Consider the following 16,499-nt stretch of genomic DNA (forward strand, 5'->3'; position numbering starts at 1 on the left):
TTTTTATGGATACTGTTACACCAATTTTCCTGCGTGAACCGCCAGGTCTATTAATTTACAGGAATACCCGTATTCGTTATCATACCAGGATACGATTTTATAGAAGGTGGAATTCAGTTCAATCCCGGCTTTGGCATCAATGATGCTGGCTCTGGTATCGGAAACAAAGTCCTGGGAAACCACATCGTCTTCGGTAAATCCGATAATTCCTTTCATTTCATTTTCGGAGGCCTTTTTCAGTACTGCCATGATTTCATCATAGGATGTTTCTTTTTTCAGCTTTACCGTTAAATCCACTACAGAAACATCGGCCACCGGTACACGCATTGCCATTCCGGTTAGTTTTCCTTTTAGTTCCGGAATTACTTTGGTAACCGCTTTTGCGGCTCCGGTAGAAGCCGGAATAATGTTAACCAAAGCCGATCTTCCGCCTCTGAAATCTTTTTTGGAAGGTCCGTCAACTGTTAACTGTGTTGCTGTTGTAGCATGTATCGTGGTCATTAATCCTTCCACGATTTCAAAATTGTCATGCAGCACTTTCGCTAAAGGCGCCAGACAGTTTGTGGTACAGGATGCATTGGAAACAATAGTATCGGCAGCTGTCATTTTATCGTGATTTACACCCATGATAAACATTGGCGCATCGGCAGACGGAGCCGAGATCACTACTTTTTTAGCACCGCCTTTAATATGGGCATCCGCTTTTTCCAGAGTGGTGAAAATTCCGGTACAATCGGCCACAACATCTACCGCCACTTCATCCCATTTTAAAAGGGAAGGATCTTTTTCGGCAGTCACACGGATGTATTTGTCGTTTACATACAACTGACCGTCCTTTACTTCCACTTTCCCGTCAAAACGACCGTGAACCGAATCATATTTTAATAAATAAGCCAGGTGATCAACCGCTAATAAATCGTTGATCGCTACCACTTCTACATTATCTCTTTTTATAGTTTCTCTAAAAACAATTCTTCCGATTCTTCCGAATCCGTTAATTCCTAATTTTACTTTCATCATTTTCTTTTCTTAATAATTACTAAATTGAAACAATCTCAGAAACGCGCAACAGTTCCCTGTCTATTTCCGAATGTCCCTTTACTGCTTGTTCTAATGGGGTCAAAGCTACTTTATCATTCAGTAATCCGACCATATAATTCGATTTTCCTTCCAGTAAGGACTCTACGGCTTTAACGCCTAAACGGCTGGCTAAAACCCTGTCAAAACAAGAGGGAGAGCCACCGCGCTGCATGTGTCCTAAAACGGAAACACGCACGTCATATTCCGGCAGGTTTTCTTCGACATAGTTGCCCAGTTCAAAAACGTTTTTACCAATTTTATCCCCTTCTGCTACGACAACAATACTGGATGATTTTCCGGATTCTTTACTTTTTCGAAGCGATTGCAGCAGTCTTTCCAAACCTAAGTTTTCTTCCGGAATGAGTATTTCTTCGGCACCGGCACCAATTCCCGCATTCAGCGCGATATGTCCGGCATCCCTGCCCATTACTTCCACAAAAAACAAACGGTTGTGGGAACTGGCCGTATCCCTGATTTTATCGATAGCTTCGACAACAGTGTTTAACGAGGTATCAAATCCAAGGGTATGACTGGTTCCGAAAATATCATTGTCAATCGTTCCGGGAATCCCCATGATCGGAAAGTTGAATTCCTTGTTAAAAACCAGACCACCGGTAAAACTACCGTCACCGCCAATGATAACCAGGGCATCGATACCGGCATTTTTAAGGTGTTCGTAGGCTTTCTTACGGCCTTCGGCTGTCATAAAATCTTTTGACCGTGCCGATTTTAATATCGTTCCGCCTTTATTGACAATATTGTTTACCGTTCGTGGTCCCATTTCTTTAAAATCTCCTTCGATCATTCCCTGGAATCCGCGGTATATTCCCGCACATTCAATATTATGATACGCGCAGGTCCTGACCACAGAACGAATAGCAGCGTTCATTCCCGGCGCATCACCACCCGAAGTTAGCACTCCGATCTTCTTAATCGTTTCTAATACCATAAACTCTTTATTTGTAAATTTAATAAATAAACACGAGATACCTTACAGAATACAGGCATATTTAGCATAAACCTAACATTCTTAACAAGGTAATCATGTCGTTAAAATAAGAAGTGTTGTTGTTTAGTTGTAAGCTCTTTTTAATCTACTTCCGGAGCTCTTTTCTGATCCTTTTTAGGTTCTTCGGCGTTTTTGTTTTTTCGATTCTCTATAAACTTGATAAAGTCGGGAGCCAGATCCGAATCCGGTAAACGGTCTGTCGGATTGGTATTGTTGTTCTCTTTTACCTTGGTGAAAATTTTACGCCACAATTCCCGCATGGTATCGAAATCCACCTCATACGAAAGTCCTATTCCCTGTGTATATCCGATACCTTCACCAATATAGTTAATATCGTTTTCACGGTTAAAGGCACGGGCTTTAAGCGATCCGTCCTTGTTTAAACGCAATTGTACTTCCACGTCACCCACAATAACGGATTCCTGGTTTCCGCCCACCGGTACCCCAAATTTACCGTTAATCGTAATGCGCTCATCAATCTGGGAAGATACCGTTACCCCTACTTTACCCTGTGTCTGGGCAAATGGTGTTCTGTCGCCCTGAACGTAGTTAAAACCAACCTTAAATTTATCGTCACTGCCGGCAAAAATATCATCGAAGATAGAGCTGGCCCGTTCAAACAAACTTCCGTAAACGGAGTTGGAAGCACTTTCTGCCGACATGAATCCGCCGGTTCCCAACAGGGCCAAAGCCTGTGTTTGACGCACGTCTTTATCGCTTAGTTTATAATCGATCTCCGATTTTAATACCGAACTCACCGTTGGGAATTCAATTTTAAAATCCGGTTCCGGATTGCTTAAATTACCATTCAGCATGATATACACCTCTGTCGGCACTTTTCTGCTAAAAGAAGCATTATCCAATATTACCGCCGGATTCGCATCGGTTTTATAAACCGCCTGAAGGTTTAAAGCAGCATTCATCGGGTTTCCGTCCCAACGGATGGTACCGTATTCTTTTACTTCAAATTTCTTATCGATTAAGCCCAAATATTTAAAGTTGTATTCTCCTTTATAGGTCTGGAAATCTCCCCACATGTTGAATTTACCCATCGTATTGATTTCCATTGTGATGAATCCTTCTCCTCTTCCTTTCATTCCGTGCCCGGTATTACGGTCCAGAATAATTTCAATATCGGCATCACGGGTGATACGGAATTCAAATTTCAATTCAATTCCCTTGAATTTATTCAGCACCACTTCCTGGATTCCCTTTTCTTTCGCTTCTTTTTCTTTCTTGCTTAAAAAGTGTATAAAAGCATTATTTCCAATTCCCTGTGCATCATTCAGCGGGATCTTGATACTGGTTCCTTTATTCGATTCGGCATCCATCTGGATATACAGGCTGCTCACCGGACCGGTGATGGTCGCATCTCCTTTTATAAAGGCCGTACCGTAATAAATCGCATCTTCATTGTCCTTTGTATCCAGTGCCAGCAAGTTATCCGATCTTAGCTTTAAATCCAGCTGCCAGTCGTCGAATTTCTTATGGCGGATGGTTCCGTTCAGGATTCCTTTTGTTTTTTCTTTGGTATCGGTCAGCTCAATGCTTCGGAATATAAACTGGTCTTCCGTGACATTGATCAGCGCATTTTCTTCAAAATTATAATCCACGCCCAGATACGGTACTTTCATACCGGCTTCATTCAGATAGATACTGCCGTCCACTTCCGGGTTCCTGACGCTTCCGGCTATCGATGCCCTACCGGAAGCAAAACCTCTCATATCGGAAAAGATACTGCCCAGTAAAGGCCCGATCGGACTGATATTGAATCGCGTGAATCCGGCGTTCAGTGCAAGAATACTTTCCTTGTTAATGATCTCAATATTACCGTTCAGGAAGAAATTCTCTACGTGGTCGTTAATAATCGAAGAATTTACGTTGAATTTTCTAAAGGAATCTTCACCGGTAACTTCCAGGTTCAGATCGCCCATCATCACTTTGTTCACCACAAGCGAATCCACCGTTAAAGCTGCCGTTGGCAGGTATACCGATTTGTTCTGTTCCAGGTTTACCTCTCCGTTTAGTTTACCGCCAAAGGACATATTATCCAGCGCCGGCGTTACTTTTCCTAAATCAACATCATCGAAGGAAAGGCGTAACTGCTTATACGTTGAGTCTTTTAAAACACCTTCCAGTTCTACTTTCTGGTCGTTGTGCGACATCATGATCTTTTCAATTGAAAAATCGGTCAGCTTTTTATTGAATACAACCTTGTTGTCTTTTGTATTGTTTTCATTCAGGTACCACAAATAGTCCCTGAAGTTAATCTCTGATTTTTTAAATCCGACTACAGACTGGTTCTTTTCGTTTATTGTGTGGTACAGGTTCAGGTTAAAGAAATCCTGGTTTTTAGGACCTCCCTTAAACTCGGAACGAACAAAAAGGGTATCGTTCATCGTAACGTTAATCAAACTGAAATCGGATATCTTATAGCCTTTTGTCTTAATACTATCCAGTTCAATATAGGCATTATATAACGGATTTTTATTGTCGACATCAACCCGTATGTTTTCAAAAGTGTTGTTGTAGGCCACTACATTCGGAGAGGAGAAATCAAGTTTAAAATCCCCTTTATCGGCATCAATCCTTCCTTTCAGTACGGTGTTCTCTCCTACCGTGACCTGCGGCAGGAATATCTCGATGATCTTGCTGTAAATGGTAAAATCAAAATCCAGGAACTGCCCGGGTTTCAATTTGTTCGGGGAATAGTTCGCATACAAACTTCCCAATGCGTTTTCAACTATCTTCCGAACCTGCTTTATTTCGTATTTACCGGTCACCTTACCCTGAATAATATCCGGGGAGTTTATCGTGATCGTTCTGACATTTTCAGGATCGAACGTGGATTCAATCTGAAAATCATCAAAAAAGTAATTGTCCCTGCTGTTTTGGTAGGACACGTTTGAAACGGTTAATTTACCGGCCAGATCATCCAGCGAATTTCCTTTGGCTATAAATTTCAAACCGCCTTTAAAAATAGACAAGGTGTCTTTTTTCATGAAATTCAGCATGTGAAGATCGGCATAATCAATCTGAGCCTGAAAATCATAATTTTTCATACGGGAACTCATATCAACCAATCCGTTGAAATCCATTTTTAAGTTCGGATCATTACTGTTCAGATAGCCTTTAAAATAAGGCATCTTCATTTTTCCATCAATCGTAATGTTCTGGTAGGTATACTTGTTATAGGTCAGGCGCTGTACTTTTCCTTTAACACTTGTGTTCAGGTATTTTTTATTGAATCCTTTTCCGTCTACATCCAGATCCAGCGTTACCCTGCCCAGATCTTTTTCATTAACAAGGGCGCCGATATCGAAATTATTAAGCGTAACCAATCCCTTGTAGGAAGCATTATTAATATTGTTGATATTGCTCATGCTCATGTTCGAATTCAGTTCTCCCAATCCGGACATCATGTAAATATCAGCATCAATTTTTGTCTTGGTCAGTGTAATATCGCCAACAATGTCCACTTTACCTAATTTTTTAAGGGTTTCCGGAAGGCTTTTCCCTAAAACCCGCGGTAAAATCGTTTTCAGGTTGTCATAATTGGACGTAACCCTGTCGAAATTACCTTTCATATAAAACTCTCCTTTTTTATTGAACAGGTTTCTAAAGTTAACCGTTCCGATAATTTCGGAGTCGTTCTTATCCAGCAATCTCAAATCGTGGGTCGTAAAGTTATTCAGGGTTCCCACCAGGTGTGTAGCCACATAAAAGCGCTGGTTCTTCCCGAATTCGTTATAGAAAAAGTTAAGCTCGTTTGAAGACACGGAAGCTTTTTCCATGTTGACATCAAAAACCACTTTATTATTAAAATCCGAAAAGTCTTTTGGTTTGTATTTTAAGATTACATCCCCGATTAAAGTGGATTCTTTGGTTTTCAGGTTCAGTTTCTCCAGTCGGATATTCTTCTTCGAATAGGTAAAATTGGATGTTAAGTTTTCAACAAGCAGACCGCGGTGATCCAGCAAGGACAATTCTTTAATATCGGCGGTAACCACCGGTCCCTTGATTTTAAAGAAATCCACCTGTCCTTTAAGCTTTGTAAAGTCTAAAATCTTTGGTGTCTGCAAATTTTCATCGATCATTCTGAAACGGCTTGAAGTTACATTCATGTGCTCCACTTTCATCAGGAATTTTCCGGTTCCTTCCTTGCCGTCGTCAAAAGCTGCGATAAATTCATCCAGATTGGTTTTATCCTCCCCTTTGTATTTGGTTATCTTTAAATCCAGTCCGTCAATATTGGTTTTGCCAAAGATCAGTTTCCCTTTGGTCAGTTTTTTAATATCCAGAATATTGGTTTGCAGCCGGTTAATATAAAAAACAGTATCTTTGTGTTTGTCGCCCGCGAAAATCCCTTTGATTTTGACACCGCCAAAAACGGTAATGGCAATTTTGTCAATATGCATATCGGTACCGAATTCTTTATTCAGTTCGCCGGTAGCATATTTCGCAATTTCCGTTTGCACAACAGGCAACGATAAAGCAATGCCTAATAGCAGTAAAAACAGGATTAATCCTATAATTAAGCGAAATACTATTTTTTTTAATTTTTTGATACTCTTAATTGTTTTAAATTTGTCGGATTGACTCGTAAATTTAAGCAATTAGTAAGAATAAAACTATCATTTCTTACGGTGCGGGGATTTACAATTCAAAGATAATACAGTCGTTGGAAAATACATTCAAATTTCGTGCCTTTTTTATGACAAAATCACCCGTATATATACTTGCTATCGAAAGCTCCTGCGATGATACCGCAGCAGCGATATTAAAAGACAATAAAGTCCTTTCCAATGTGGTTGCCCGGCAGGCAATTCACGAGGAATACGGCGGTGTGGTTCCGGAGCTGGCATCACGTGCCCACCAACAAAATATCGTACCGGTAATTGACGTGGCGCTAAAGAAAGCCAATGTTGAAAAATCACAGCTTGCAGCAATTGCTTTTACCCAGGGTCCGGGCTTAATGGGTTCGCTTTTAGTGGGCAGTTCCTTTGCCAAATCGATGGCTATGGCCTTAAACATTCCGTTAATCGCCGTTAACCACATGCATGCCCATATTCTGGCACATTTTATTGATGAGGAAGATTTTGACAAACCGGAATTTCCTTTCCTGGCGATGACGATTTCCGGCGGACACACCCAGATCGTGAGAGTGGACAGTTTTTTTGACATGACGATCATCGGTGAAACCACGGATGACGCTGTGGGAGAAGCTTTTGACAAGAGTGCAAAAATACTGGGGCTTCCCTATCCGGGCGGACCTTTAATTGACAAATATGCCCAATTGGGGAATCCGAAAGCATTTCCGTTTACCAAGCCCAAAGTGGATGGTTTAAATTTTAGTTTCAGCGGTTTAAAAACCCAGATTTTATATTTCATTCAGAAAAAAACGGCCGAAAATCCGAATTTTATTGCTGAAAATCTAAACGATATCTGCGCTTCAATCCAGTACACGATTATTCAGATTTTAATGGATAAGATCAAACTGGCATCGCGTGAAACCGGAATCCGGCAAATTGCCATTGGCGGCGGTGTTTCGGCAAATTCCGGTATTCGTACTACCCTGAAAGAAGGCGAAAAGAAATACGGCTGGAAAACATTTATTCCGAAGTTTGAATACACGACCGATAATGCTGCGATGATCGGGATAGTGGGTTACCAGAAATATTTAGAACAGCAGTTTAACGATGCCACTGTAGTATCCAAAGCCCGAATCGAATTTTAGTATGCAGTTATTCTATACCCCGGACATTAACGAGACACTTACAAGCTTTTCCTTTGACAAGGAAGAGAGCAAACATATTGTTAAAGTATTACGTAAAACAGAAGGCGATATCTTAAAGGTAACAAATGGTTTAGGATTTCTTTTTACGACAGAAATTATCCTGGCTTCCGACAAAAAATGTACGGTAAAAATCACCGAATCTGTTTTTCACAAACCGAATGATTTTTACATACACATAGTCGTGGCGCCAACCAAAATGAACGACCGTTACGAATGGTTTCTGGAAAAGGCAACCGAAATTGGCGTGAACGAAATCACCCCGATAATTTGCGACCATTCCGAAAGAAAAACTATCAAGACCGAGCGTTTTGACAAAATTATTCAGTCGGCCATGAAACAATCGCTTCAATTCCATTTGCCAAAACTGAATGAAACGGTAACATTCAAACAGTTTTTAGCGCAAAAACACGAGGGCAACCTGTGTATTGCCCATTGTGAGGAATCGCGTAAAGTACTGTTGAAAAACACCGTCAAAGCCGGCGAAAAATATACCATTCTAATCGGTCCGGAAGGCGATTTTTCCGAAAAAGAGATCGAAACCGCATTAGCAAACAACTACACTCCTGTTTCGCTGGGAAATACAAGACTCCGCACCGAAACTGCCGCTGTTGTTGCCTGTCATAGTGTGGTCTTTTCAAACGAATAATACTGGAACAAATTCATGAGAAAACTATTCTTATTCTTTAGCATACTGACTACCGCGATCACTTTTTCACAGGAAATTGCGGTATTAAAATACAGCGGCGGCGGTGATTGGTACGGCAACCCGACCTCCTTACCCAACCTGGCTAAATTTTGCAACCAGAATATCAATACCCGGATCAACACTAAAACGGCTGTTGTTGAAGCCGGCAGTCCGGATTTGTTTTCCTATGCTTTTGTACACATGACCGGACACGGAAATGTTGTTTTTAGTGATAATGACGTTATCAACCTTAGAAATTACCTGACTTCCGGAGGTTTCCTGCATATCGACGACAATTATGGTATGGATCAGTACATTCGCAAAGAGCTGAAAAAAGTGTTCCCGAATAATGAGCTGACCGAAATACCCTCCAATCACATCATTTATCAAAAACCGTTTCTTTTCCCTAACGGCCTGCCCAAAATTCACGAACACGACAATAAAAAACCGCAGGCTTTCGGTATTTTTATAGAAAACCGTCTGGTTTGCCTGTACACTTACGAAACCGATCTTGGTGATGGCTGGGAAGATCCCGAAGTACACAACGATCCTTTCGAAGTGCGCCAAAAAGCTTTAAAAATGGGCGCTAACATTATCAATTACGCTTTTAAAAATTAAAATGCAGGAACAATTAACACACGAAAACACTAACTTTTCACAGCAGACTTTCCCTATTACCGTTGTTTGTGATTGTATTTATTTCCAGCCGAATATCGGTTCCATATTCCGGATCAGTGAAGCTTTAGGCGTTGAAAAAATTATCCTTATTGGCGAAGATCTTGCTTTGACACCCCGAAAAATAAACAAAACTTCACGGAACACCCATACACTTGTTCCGTATAACGTTATCCCAAAAGCAGCTGAGGCACTGGATTACCTGCAATCCCATAATTACCAGATCATTGCACTCGAAATAACCAATAAAAGTATTCCTTTACAAAAACTGACCGTTAGCCGCGATACCAAAATTGCGCTGGTTATCGGGAATGAAATTTCCGGTGTATCCCCTCTTTTTCTTGAAAATGCCGATCAAACCACTCATATTGAAATGTTTGGCAAAAACAGCAGTATGAACGTGGCGCAGGCAACAGGAATCGCACTTTACGAATTAATTAATAAATTGTAGATAAATCACATTTTTATATAATTTATTACATTTTATCATTTTTTTATGATAATTTTTTCATAATTTATTTTTTTGTTATATTATTGTGTGATATTTAACCAAATCACATAACTATTTAACAATCATTTTATGAAAAAATTACTTTTATCAGCAGCAATGTTGCTGTTCTTAGTTTCTTGTAACAAAGAAGAATCTTCCGTTGCAGACGATTCGTCACTAAGTTCAAAGATTTCTGAAAGAGGATGTGCTTCACACGATGTGCTTCAGGAGCAATTGAGAGAAAATCCGCAATTAGCGATTAAAATGAATGAAATTGAAGCTTTTACAGAGCAGGCAGTTTTACAAAACAAATTAGTTAACGGAAAAATTCAGATTCCGGTAGTCGTAAATGTATTGTACAGAACTACGGCAGAAAACATTTCTTTAGCGCAGATCCAGTCGCAGATTGATGTTTTAAACAAAGATTTTAACGCTACCAACAGTGATTTCGGATCTGTTCCTGCTTTATTTGCCGGTGTAAAAGCGAATGTAGGAATCTCTTTCGTTCTGGATGTGGTAAACCGTAAATCGACTACAAAAACATCATGGGGCACTAATGATGCGATGAAAAAAACAGCATCAGGCGGTTTAAATCCGACTACTCCAACAACAAAATTAAACCTTTGGGTTTGTACCATTGGCGGCGGAATCTTAGGATATGCACAATTCCCGGGTGGTGCTTCTGCAACTGACGGTGTTGTTATCGATTCCAAATATTTGGGAACTACAGGAACAGCTACGGCTCCGTTTAACAAAGGAAGAACGGCAACGCACGAAGTTGGTCACTGGATGAATCTTAGACATATCTGGGGTGATGCGACCTGTGGAAACGACCTGGTTTCCGATACACCAACGCACAATGCTCCGAATTATGGTGTTCCGGGATATCCTCACTATAGCACTTGCTCCGGAACTCCGGTTGAAATGACAATGAACTATATGGATTATGTGGACGATGCAGCGATGTATATGTTTTCTAACGGTCAAAAAACGAGAATGTTAGCAGCTTTTGCAACAGGCGGACCAAGAAATTCATTTGCCCAGCCATAAACCGAACGGTAAAAAGACAGAAAACTCGCTTTAATAGCGAGTTTTTTTTTTATCTTAGTTTATTAATAAAATACCCTATGAAGTCAACCGAAATCTCCAAAGGAATCGTTAGTGCCGTTATCAAACTTGCTTTAATAACACTTTTATTGTTTTTTATTTATCAAATTCAATCGGTATTGATTTATCTTTTGGTAGCCCTGGTTATCAGTCTGATCGGCAACCCGATAACAAACTTTTTAAAAAAACGTTTAAAGTTCAAACACACCCTGGCTGTGGTAACGACGATGATTATTTTTGTACTGATTGTGGGCGGTTTGCTGATGATGTTTATTCCGCTGCTGTTATCCCAGGGACAGAATCTTTCGTTACTGAATACGGCTTCTCTGGAAAAAGACTTTAACGATCTGGTTTTCCAGATCAATTCCTATTTTAACGATCACAATATCGATGCCGGGAAGTTACTGGAAAAATCAAACTGGTCGTCAAAAATCAATTTTGACTTTATTCCGGAGTTTTTAAATACCCTTATCGGAACGGTGAGCAGCTTTGGCGTTGGCCTTGCTTCGGTATTTTTTATTACTTTTTTCTTTTTAAAAGATCAGAGCCTGTTTATCAAAATGTCTAAAAGAATACTTCCGGACCAGCATGAAGACAAGATATTGTCCTCTGTTGAAAAAATAAACGTTTTGCTGTCCCGTTATTTTATTGGCTTATTGCTGCAGCTTTTTATTGTTTTTATCCTTTACCTGATCGTATTGCTCATTTTTGGTATCGAAAATGCTTTTGTAATCGCTTTCCTTTGTGCGGTACTCAACATTATCCCGTATATCGGTCCGCTAATCGGAACCGTACTGGCACTGGCTTTGACGCTGATCAGCAATTTAGGCGGTGATTTCCGAACAGAAATGCTGCCAACAGCCATCTATGTAATGATCGGTTTTATGGTGGTGCAATTGATTGACAACAACATCAGTCAGCCCATTATTTTCTCCAACAGTATTAAATCCCATCCGTTGGAAATCTTCCTGGTGATCCTTATTTTCGGATTGTTGTTTGGTGTTTTCGGTATGATACTGGCTGTTCCTTTCTATACGGTACTGAAAGTAATCGGAAAAGAGTTCTTCCCGGAAAACCAGATCATTAAGATTCTAACTAAAAATATTTAAGATTGATTGCTTCCTTAATACGTCCAGAAGTACAGGACTTTATTGCTAAAAATTACAATGCCGATCTTAACAAACTGGCTTTATCCAAAAATCCGTTTCCGGAAATTCCATGGAATGAAATACTGAACCAGATCCAGGCAAAAATCAAAGCGAAAGAAAAACTGCCAACCTGGTTTAACACGTCCAATATTATTTATCCGGCTAAAATTTCAATTGAGCAGACTTCCTCGGAACGAACGGCAGCCTATAAAGCCACGCTTATTTCCGGTGATTCGCTGATTGATCTGACCGGCGGATTTGGTATAGACAATTATTATTTTGCCCGGCATTTTAAACAGGTCACCCATTGTGAAATTAATGACACATTATCGGCTGTTGTAGCCCATAATTTTAAAGAATTGCAATGTGCAGTTGAATGTATTCCCGGTGACAGTCACGAAATCCTGCGCCGGAAAGACCAGAAATGGGATTGGATCTATATCGATCCGTCGCGGAGAAATGATGCGAAAGGCAAAGTCTTTATGCTAAAAGACTGCCTGCCCAACGTACCGGATTCGCTGGATTTTTATTTTAATTACACATCGAACATCCTGATAAAGACCGCTCCCATACTGGACATTAAAGCCGGATTATCGGAATTGCAATATGTAAAAAACATTTATATCATAGCGCTGGATAACGAAGTAAAGGAATTGCTTTGGGAGATTGAAAAAGATTATACCGGCACGATACAGCTGCATGCTGTGGCCATCACCAAAGAAGCTACAGCTGTTTTTACCACAGAGTTTGAAGATACCCGGCCGGCTACGTATGCTTTACCCAAAAAGTATTTGTACGAACCTAACAGTGCCATACTTAAAACCGGAGCTTTTGATGCGGTTAGCCATATTTACCGGATTGATAAATTGCATCAGCATTCCCATTTGTACACTGCAGACCGTTTGATTGATTTTAACGGACGCCGTTTTAGTATTGAACAGGTTGTTCCGTATCAGAAAAAAGAAAGCAAACAGTATCTGGAAGGAAAAAAACTGCATGTAACAACCCGCAACTTCCCGCTTTCGGTTGAAGAGCTGCGCAAAAAATGGAAAATTAAAGAGGGTGGTGATACCTATTGTTTCTTTACCACCAATAGTAACAATGAAAAAATTATAGTATTTTGCAGCAAAATTTAAATGCAACAATGAAAAAAGTTTTTTTAAGCCTTTTATTGGTAATATCCTTTGTATCCTATTCGCAAACCTTTACCTGCGAATATGATTACAACGAAAAAACAGACTCGACTTTAATCAAAAAAACACCGGATTATTTAATTCATGAAAGTGTATTCGGGACCACATCTACTTTTGTGTTCTTTTCATTGGTAAATTCCGATGAAACACCCTATCTGAGTCTGCAATTATTACGAAAAAGCAAAGACTTTATTAAAGCGAGCTGCCTGAATCAGGCTTCCAGAATTTTTTTACAGCTTGCTAACGGCAAGATTGTAACGCTTATTAACAGCTCGGAAGAAATATGCAGTAATTTGAGTTATAATTCTGCTGAAAAAGATAACATCTCGATCCTGAACAGCTATTTTTTATTCAGTAAAGACGGCTATGAAGATTTAAAAAAATACCCGGTTACGCTGATGCGGATAAAATTTACAACGGAAACCATCGATTATGTTTTACCGAAAGAGATCAAATCGGAAAATTTTAAGGAAGCCGTTTACAATCCCGAGGAATACTTTATAAGATATCTGAAGTGTGTGGAATAATATAAAAAAAGAGGGTTCGTCCCTCTTTTTTTATACGCATAGCTGTAAATCACAACTTCATTTTACGTTTGCTGTTTTGTAGCAGCCAATACGATTTCCCTGATGTTCACTCCCTGCGGCTGGTTATAGGCATACCAGATCGCATCTGCGATTGTTTGAGGATCCAGAACACTTCCCATAGTGGCTTTCCATTCGTTGTAACCGTCTTTTATCGTTTCGGAAGTGGTATGCGACAGTAGTTCCGTTTCTACCGCTCCGGGTGCTATGGTTACCAGGCGGACATTAAAACCGGCAACTTCTTCCCTGACGTTTTCGGTAATGGCATGAACGCCAAATTTGGTACCGCAGTAGGCCGCATGATTCGGAAATGTTTTTCTGCCGGCAATAGAACTGATGTTAATAATGGTGCCGTGCTGCCTTTCTTTCATCTGAGGCAATACGGCCTGCATCCCGTTTAGCAGTCCCAGTATGTTTACATCAAACATGGCTTTCCATTCTTCCGGATTCTGAACCGCAATATCGCCGAGCAGCATCATTCCGGCATTGTTTACAATGGCATCCGCCGGTCCGAATGTTGCCTCGGCTTCCGCAACGGCTTCCTGTAATGCTTTAAAATCGGTTATGTCGACTTTTTTACACAACGTATTGGGCAAGTTTAAAGCCGTCAGGTTTTCCAGTCTTCTTGCCAATAAAAGCAGCGCATGCCCTTTGGACGAAAATAGTCGTGCCGTAGCGGCGCCAATTCCGGAGCTTGCCCCAGTAATAATAACCAATGGTTTAATTGCTTCCATAATATACTTTTAAAATTGAGATGTAATCACTATGTAATATAATAACCGGACGTTTTCGGAACCGGTTGTATTTTTCTGTTATCCAGTTCCAGTAAGGTATTTTCTATCATTTGCGCCATCGCATCCAGCGCCAGGTCATTCGGCTGTATGCCAAAAGGGTCTTCCAGTTCATCTGCAATGGCTTCCAGTGCCACAAAGGTATAGGCTATAAAAACAATGATAAAAGGCGTTCCCCACCCGAGGCTTTCTACAAATCCGAACGGAAGCAAAAAGCAATAAATATAAACGGTTCTGTGAAGCAGCACACTATACGTATAGGGTATCGGCGTACTCGCAATCCGTTCGCAGCCGCCAACGATATCCGAAAGTTTGTTCAGGTTTTCTTCCATAGCCGTTTGGGTGATACTGTCAACTCTTCCGGCTGTTTTTGCCTTTTTAATCCACAATCCCAGTTCTTTCATGATCATAACCGGTTTGAAAGTTACATTTTCAAGCGGTTTTGCAACCGATTCCGGCAGCAGGCGGCGCATATCGGCATCAGGATTGCTCTGTCGTAACTGGTGTTTTAATGCATATACAAAAGCGGTCAGTAATTGTATAAATTCCGTACGTTCTTTGTTATAGTCATCCCCTTCAACCAAAGTGTGTGCCTGTCTGGCTAAAGATCTGGTATCGTTCAATAAGGCTCCCCAAAGTTTTCTTCCTTCCCAGAAACGGTCATAACTGACGCTATTCCGAAATCCGAGGAAAATAGCCAGTGCTATCCCGAATAACGTAAAAATAGCCGGATTAAAATGAAGCTGGTACCGCAATAAAAATTCCCTGAAATAAACAACCAGTATTGCAAAAGCAAATAATAATATCAAACGGGGTAACAGTTGCGGTAATACCGATCCTTTCCATTCGAAGAGCATTCGAAACCAGTTTGTTTTTTTCTTTGTAATCATCGGGTAGTAAAATATACTATAAATGTAAGAAAATTTAAGTTTTTATAATCGTGTAGTCAGGCTAATTACAAGATAGTTTTTGCATTTTCCTTTCAAAAACATGTAACTACAGATTTCTTTTTAGAGGCTGTTTAAATTTTGTTCAATAATAATTTTATAGCAGATGGTTTGACCCTATTTTTGAAAGACTCATATTATTCAAATATTTTGGGTTCATAAAAAAAAAGACTTTCTCCTTTCTCGTTAAACGCTGTATTTTCAGCTTCCACTCTAAAAATAGTGAACGAACTATTGTCTTTTATTTGTTTTGGCTTATCAACCTGAACAATATATGCTGTTATTGGATAATTATTTTCTCCCGTGTATTCTTTAATTGATTGTATGGAATTGGTTTTTAACAGTTCATTACCTGCATATACTTTTATTCTAAGATTTTCTGGTTTGATTGAAACATCTACATGCTTTTCAGATTTACTTTTATCTGTGAACTCAGAGAATGCTAATACCTTTTTTAAACTCATTGGTCTAAAATAGATAAAAAAACCTGAGGTTCCACCAAAAGTTTCATAGACTGTGGTTCCGTAAACTTCTAATTTGTCATAATGAGGATTAATAATTAAATCTTCTTTAGCAACGACATTCCAAGCCCAAAACTCTAATCTCATTTTATCTTTAGAAACTTCATTTGCTCTTGGGTATTCTTTTGGTCGCATTACAAACATTGACTTATAATTTCCTTTTCTTACATTCTCTAATTTATAGTTCCCTTCTTTGTCTGTATATGTTTCATATATAGGTTCAAAACGTGCATTATTTAATCTTACGACACTACTATCTATAGGATTTCCATTAAAATCAGTTACTTTCCCAGATATTGTTATTGTGTTTCTTTGCGTTGTGCCTTGAGCCTTAACAATAATAAATCCACTGAAAAAAAATGATATGAATAGTATTAATATTTTCTCTGTATCCATTTTAAATTATTTTTTGTTTTATACTTACCGCTAACATTTAAATATACGAAAGCTTTTAGCTTCTAAAAAATGATAA

14 protein-coding genes are annotated in these 16,499 nt (G+C 39.6%); 8 read left to right on the forward strand and 6 right to left on the reverse strand.

Features of this window, described 5'->3' with window-relative positions; translation table 11 throughout:
- Window positions 1–15 precede the first annotated feature (15 nt).
- The 3 genes from gap to B3394_RS13505 all read right to left on the reverse strand — a co-directional run bounded on the left by gap (window position 16) and on the right by B3394_RS13505 (window position 6,567).
- Window positions 16–1,020, reverse strand: a complete 1,005-nt coding sequence (gap, locus tag B3394_RS13495) for a type I glyceraldehyde-3-phosphate dehydrogenase (RefSeq protein WP_177734338.1) — start codon at window positions 1,018–1,020, stop codon at window positions 16–18.
- Between the two features lie 19 nt (window positions 1,021–1,039).
- Complete coding sequence (gene pfkA, locus B3394_RS13500) at window positions 1,040–2,029, reverse strand: 6-phosphofructokinase (protein WP_177734337.1); 990 nt, start codon at window positions 2,027–2,029, stop codon at window positions 1,040–1,042.
- A 140-nt stretch (window positions 2,030–2,169) separates the two neighbouring features.
- A complete protein-coding gene (locus B3394_RS13505; protein WP_273247077.1) occupies window positions 2,170–6,567 on the reverse strand; it encodes a translocation/assembly module TamB domain-containing protein in 4,398 nt (1,465 codons plus the stop codon).
- Window positions 6,568–6,803: 236 nt separating this feature from the next.
- Here B3394_RS13505 and tsaD point away from each other — a divergent pair, with 236 nt between their 5' ends.
- From tsaD to B3394_RS13545, 8 genes are all read left to right on the forward strand, one after another.
- Window positions 6,804–7,826, forward strand: coding sequence for a tRNA (adenosine(37)-N6)-threonylcarbamoyltransferase complex transferase subunit TsaD (gene tsaD / locus B3394_RS13510; RefSeq protein WP_177734335.1), 1,023 nt, complete (start codon window positions 6,804–6,806; stop codon window positions 7,824–7,826).
- A gap of 1 nt (window position 7,827) precedes the next feature.
- A complete protein-coding gene (locus B3394_RS13515) occupies window positions 7,828–8,532 on the forward strand; it encodes a 16S rRNA (uracil(1498)-N(3))-methyltransferase (protein WP_273247076.1) in 705 nt (234 codons plus the stop codon).
- A gap of 15 nt (window positions 8,533–8,547) precedes the next feature.
- A complete protein-coding gene (locus tag B3394_RS13520; RefSeq protein ID WP_177734333.1) occupies window positions 8,548–9,189 on the forward strand; it encodes a DUF4159 domain-containing protein in 642 nt (213 codons plus the stop codon).
- A gap of 1 nt (window position 9,190) precedes the next feature.
- A complete protein-coding gene (locus B3394_RS13525; RefSeq protein ID WP_286925590.1) occupies window positions 9,191–9,697 on the forward strand; it encodes a TrmH family RNA methyltransferase in 507 nt (168 codons plus the stop codon).
- Window positions 9,698–9,826: 129 nt separating this feature from the next.
- Entirely contained in the window at window positions 9,827–10,786 is a 960-nt protein-coding gene (locus B3394_RS13530) for a zinc metalloprotease (RefSeq protein ID WP_177734331.1), read from the forward strand.
- Between the two features lie 77 nt (window positions 10,787–10,863).
- Window positions 10,864–11,952 (forward strand): AI-2E family transporter, encoded by a 1,089-nt coding sequence (locus B3394_RS13535; RefSeq protein ID WP_177734330.1) that lies wholly within the window; start codon window positions 10,864–10,866, stop codon window positions 11,950–11,952.
- Window positions 11,953–11,954: 2 nt separating this feature from the next.
- Window positions 11,955–13,127: a THUMP-like domain-containing protein gene (locus B3394_RS13540; RefSeq protein ID WP_286925591.1), complete on the forward strand. Its 1,173-nt coding sequence runs from the start codon at window positions 11,955–11,957 to the stop codon at window positions 13,125–13,127.
- An 8-nt stretch (window positions 13,128–13,135) separates the two neighbouring features.
- Entirely contained in the window at window positions 13,136–13,711 is a 576-nt protein-coding gene (locus B3394_RS13545) for a hypothetical protein (protein WP_286925592.1), read from the forward strand.
- A gap of 62 nt (window positions 13,712–13,773) precedes the next feature.
- Here B3394_RS13545 and B3394_RS13550 read toward each other — a convergent pair whose 3' ends face one another.
- The 3 genes from B3394_RS13550 to B3394_RS13560 all read right to left on the reverse strand — a co-directional run bounded on the left by B3394_RS13550 (window position 13,774) and on the right by B3394_RS13560 (window position 16,423).
- Window positions 13,774–14,502, reverse strand: a complete 729-nt coding sequence (locus B3394_RS13550) for an SDR family oxidoreductase (protein ID WP_286925593.1) — start codon at window positions 14,500–14,502, stop codon at window positions 13,774–13,776.
- Window positions 14,503–14,531: 29 nt separating this feature from the next.
- Window positions 14,532–15,449: a bestrophin family protein gene (locus B3394_RS13555; RefSeq protein WP_286925594.1), complete on the reverse strand. Its 918-nt coding sequence runs from the start codon at window positions 15,447–15,449 to the stop codon at window positions 14,532–14,534.
- Window positions 15,450–15,643: 194 nt separating this feature from the next.
- The gene (locus B3394_RS13560; RefSeq protein WP_286925595.1) at window positions 15,644–16,423 is read right to left on the reverse strand and encodes a carboxypeptidase-like regulatory domain-containing protein; all 780 of its coding nucleotides are present in this window, start codon (window positions 16,421–16,423) and stop codon (window positions 15,644–15,646) included.
- Between the last annotated feature and the right edge of the window lie 76 nt (window positions 16,424–16,499).

The organism is Flavobacterium sp. UBA4197 (genome assembly GCF_002379575.1).
GTDB lineage: Bacteria > Bacteroidota > Bacteroidia > Flavobacteriales > Flavobacteriaceae > Flavobacterium > Flavobacterium inviolabile.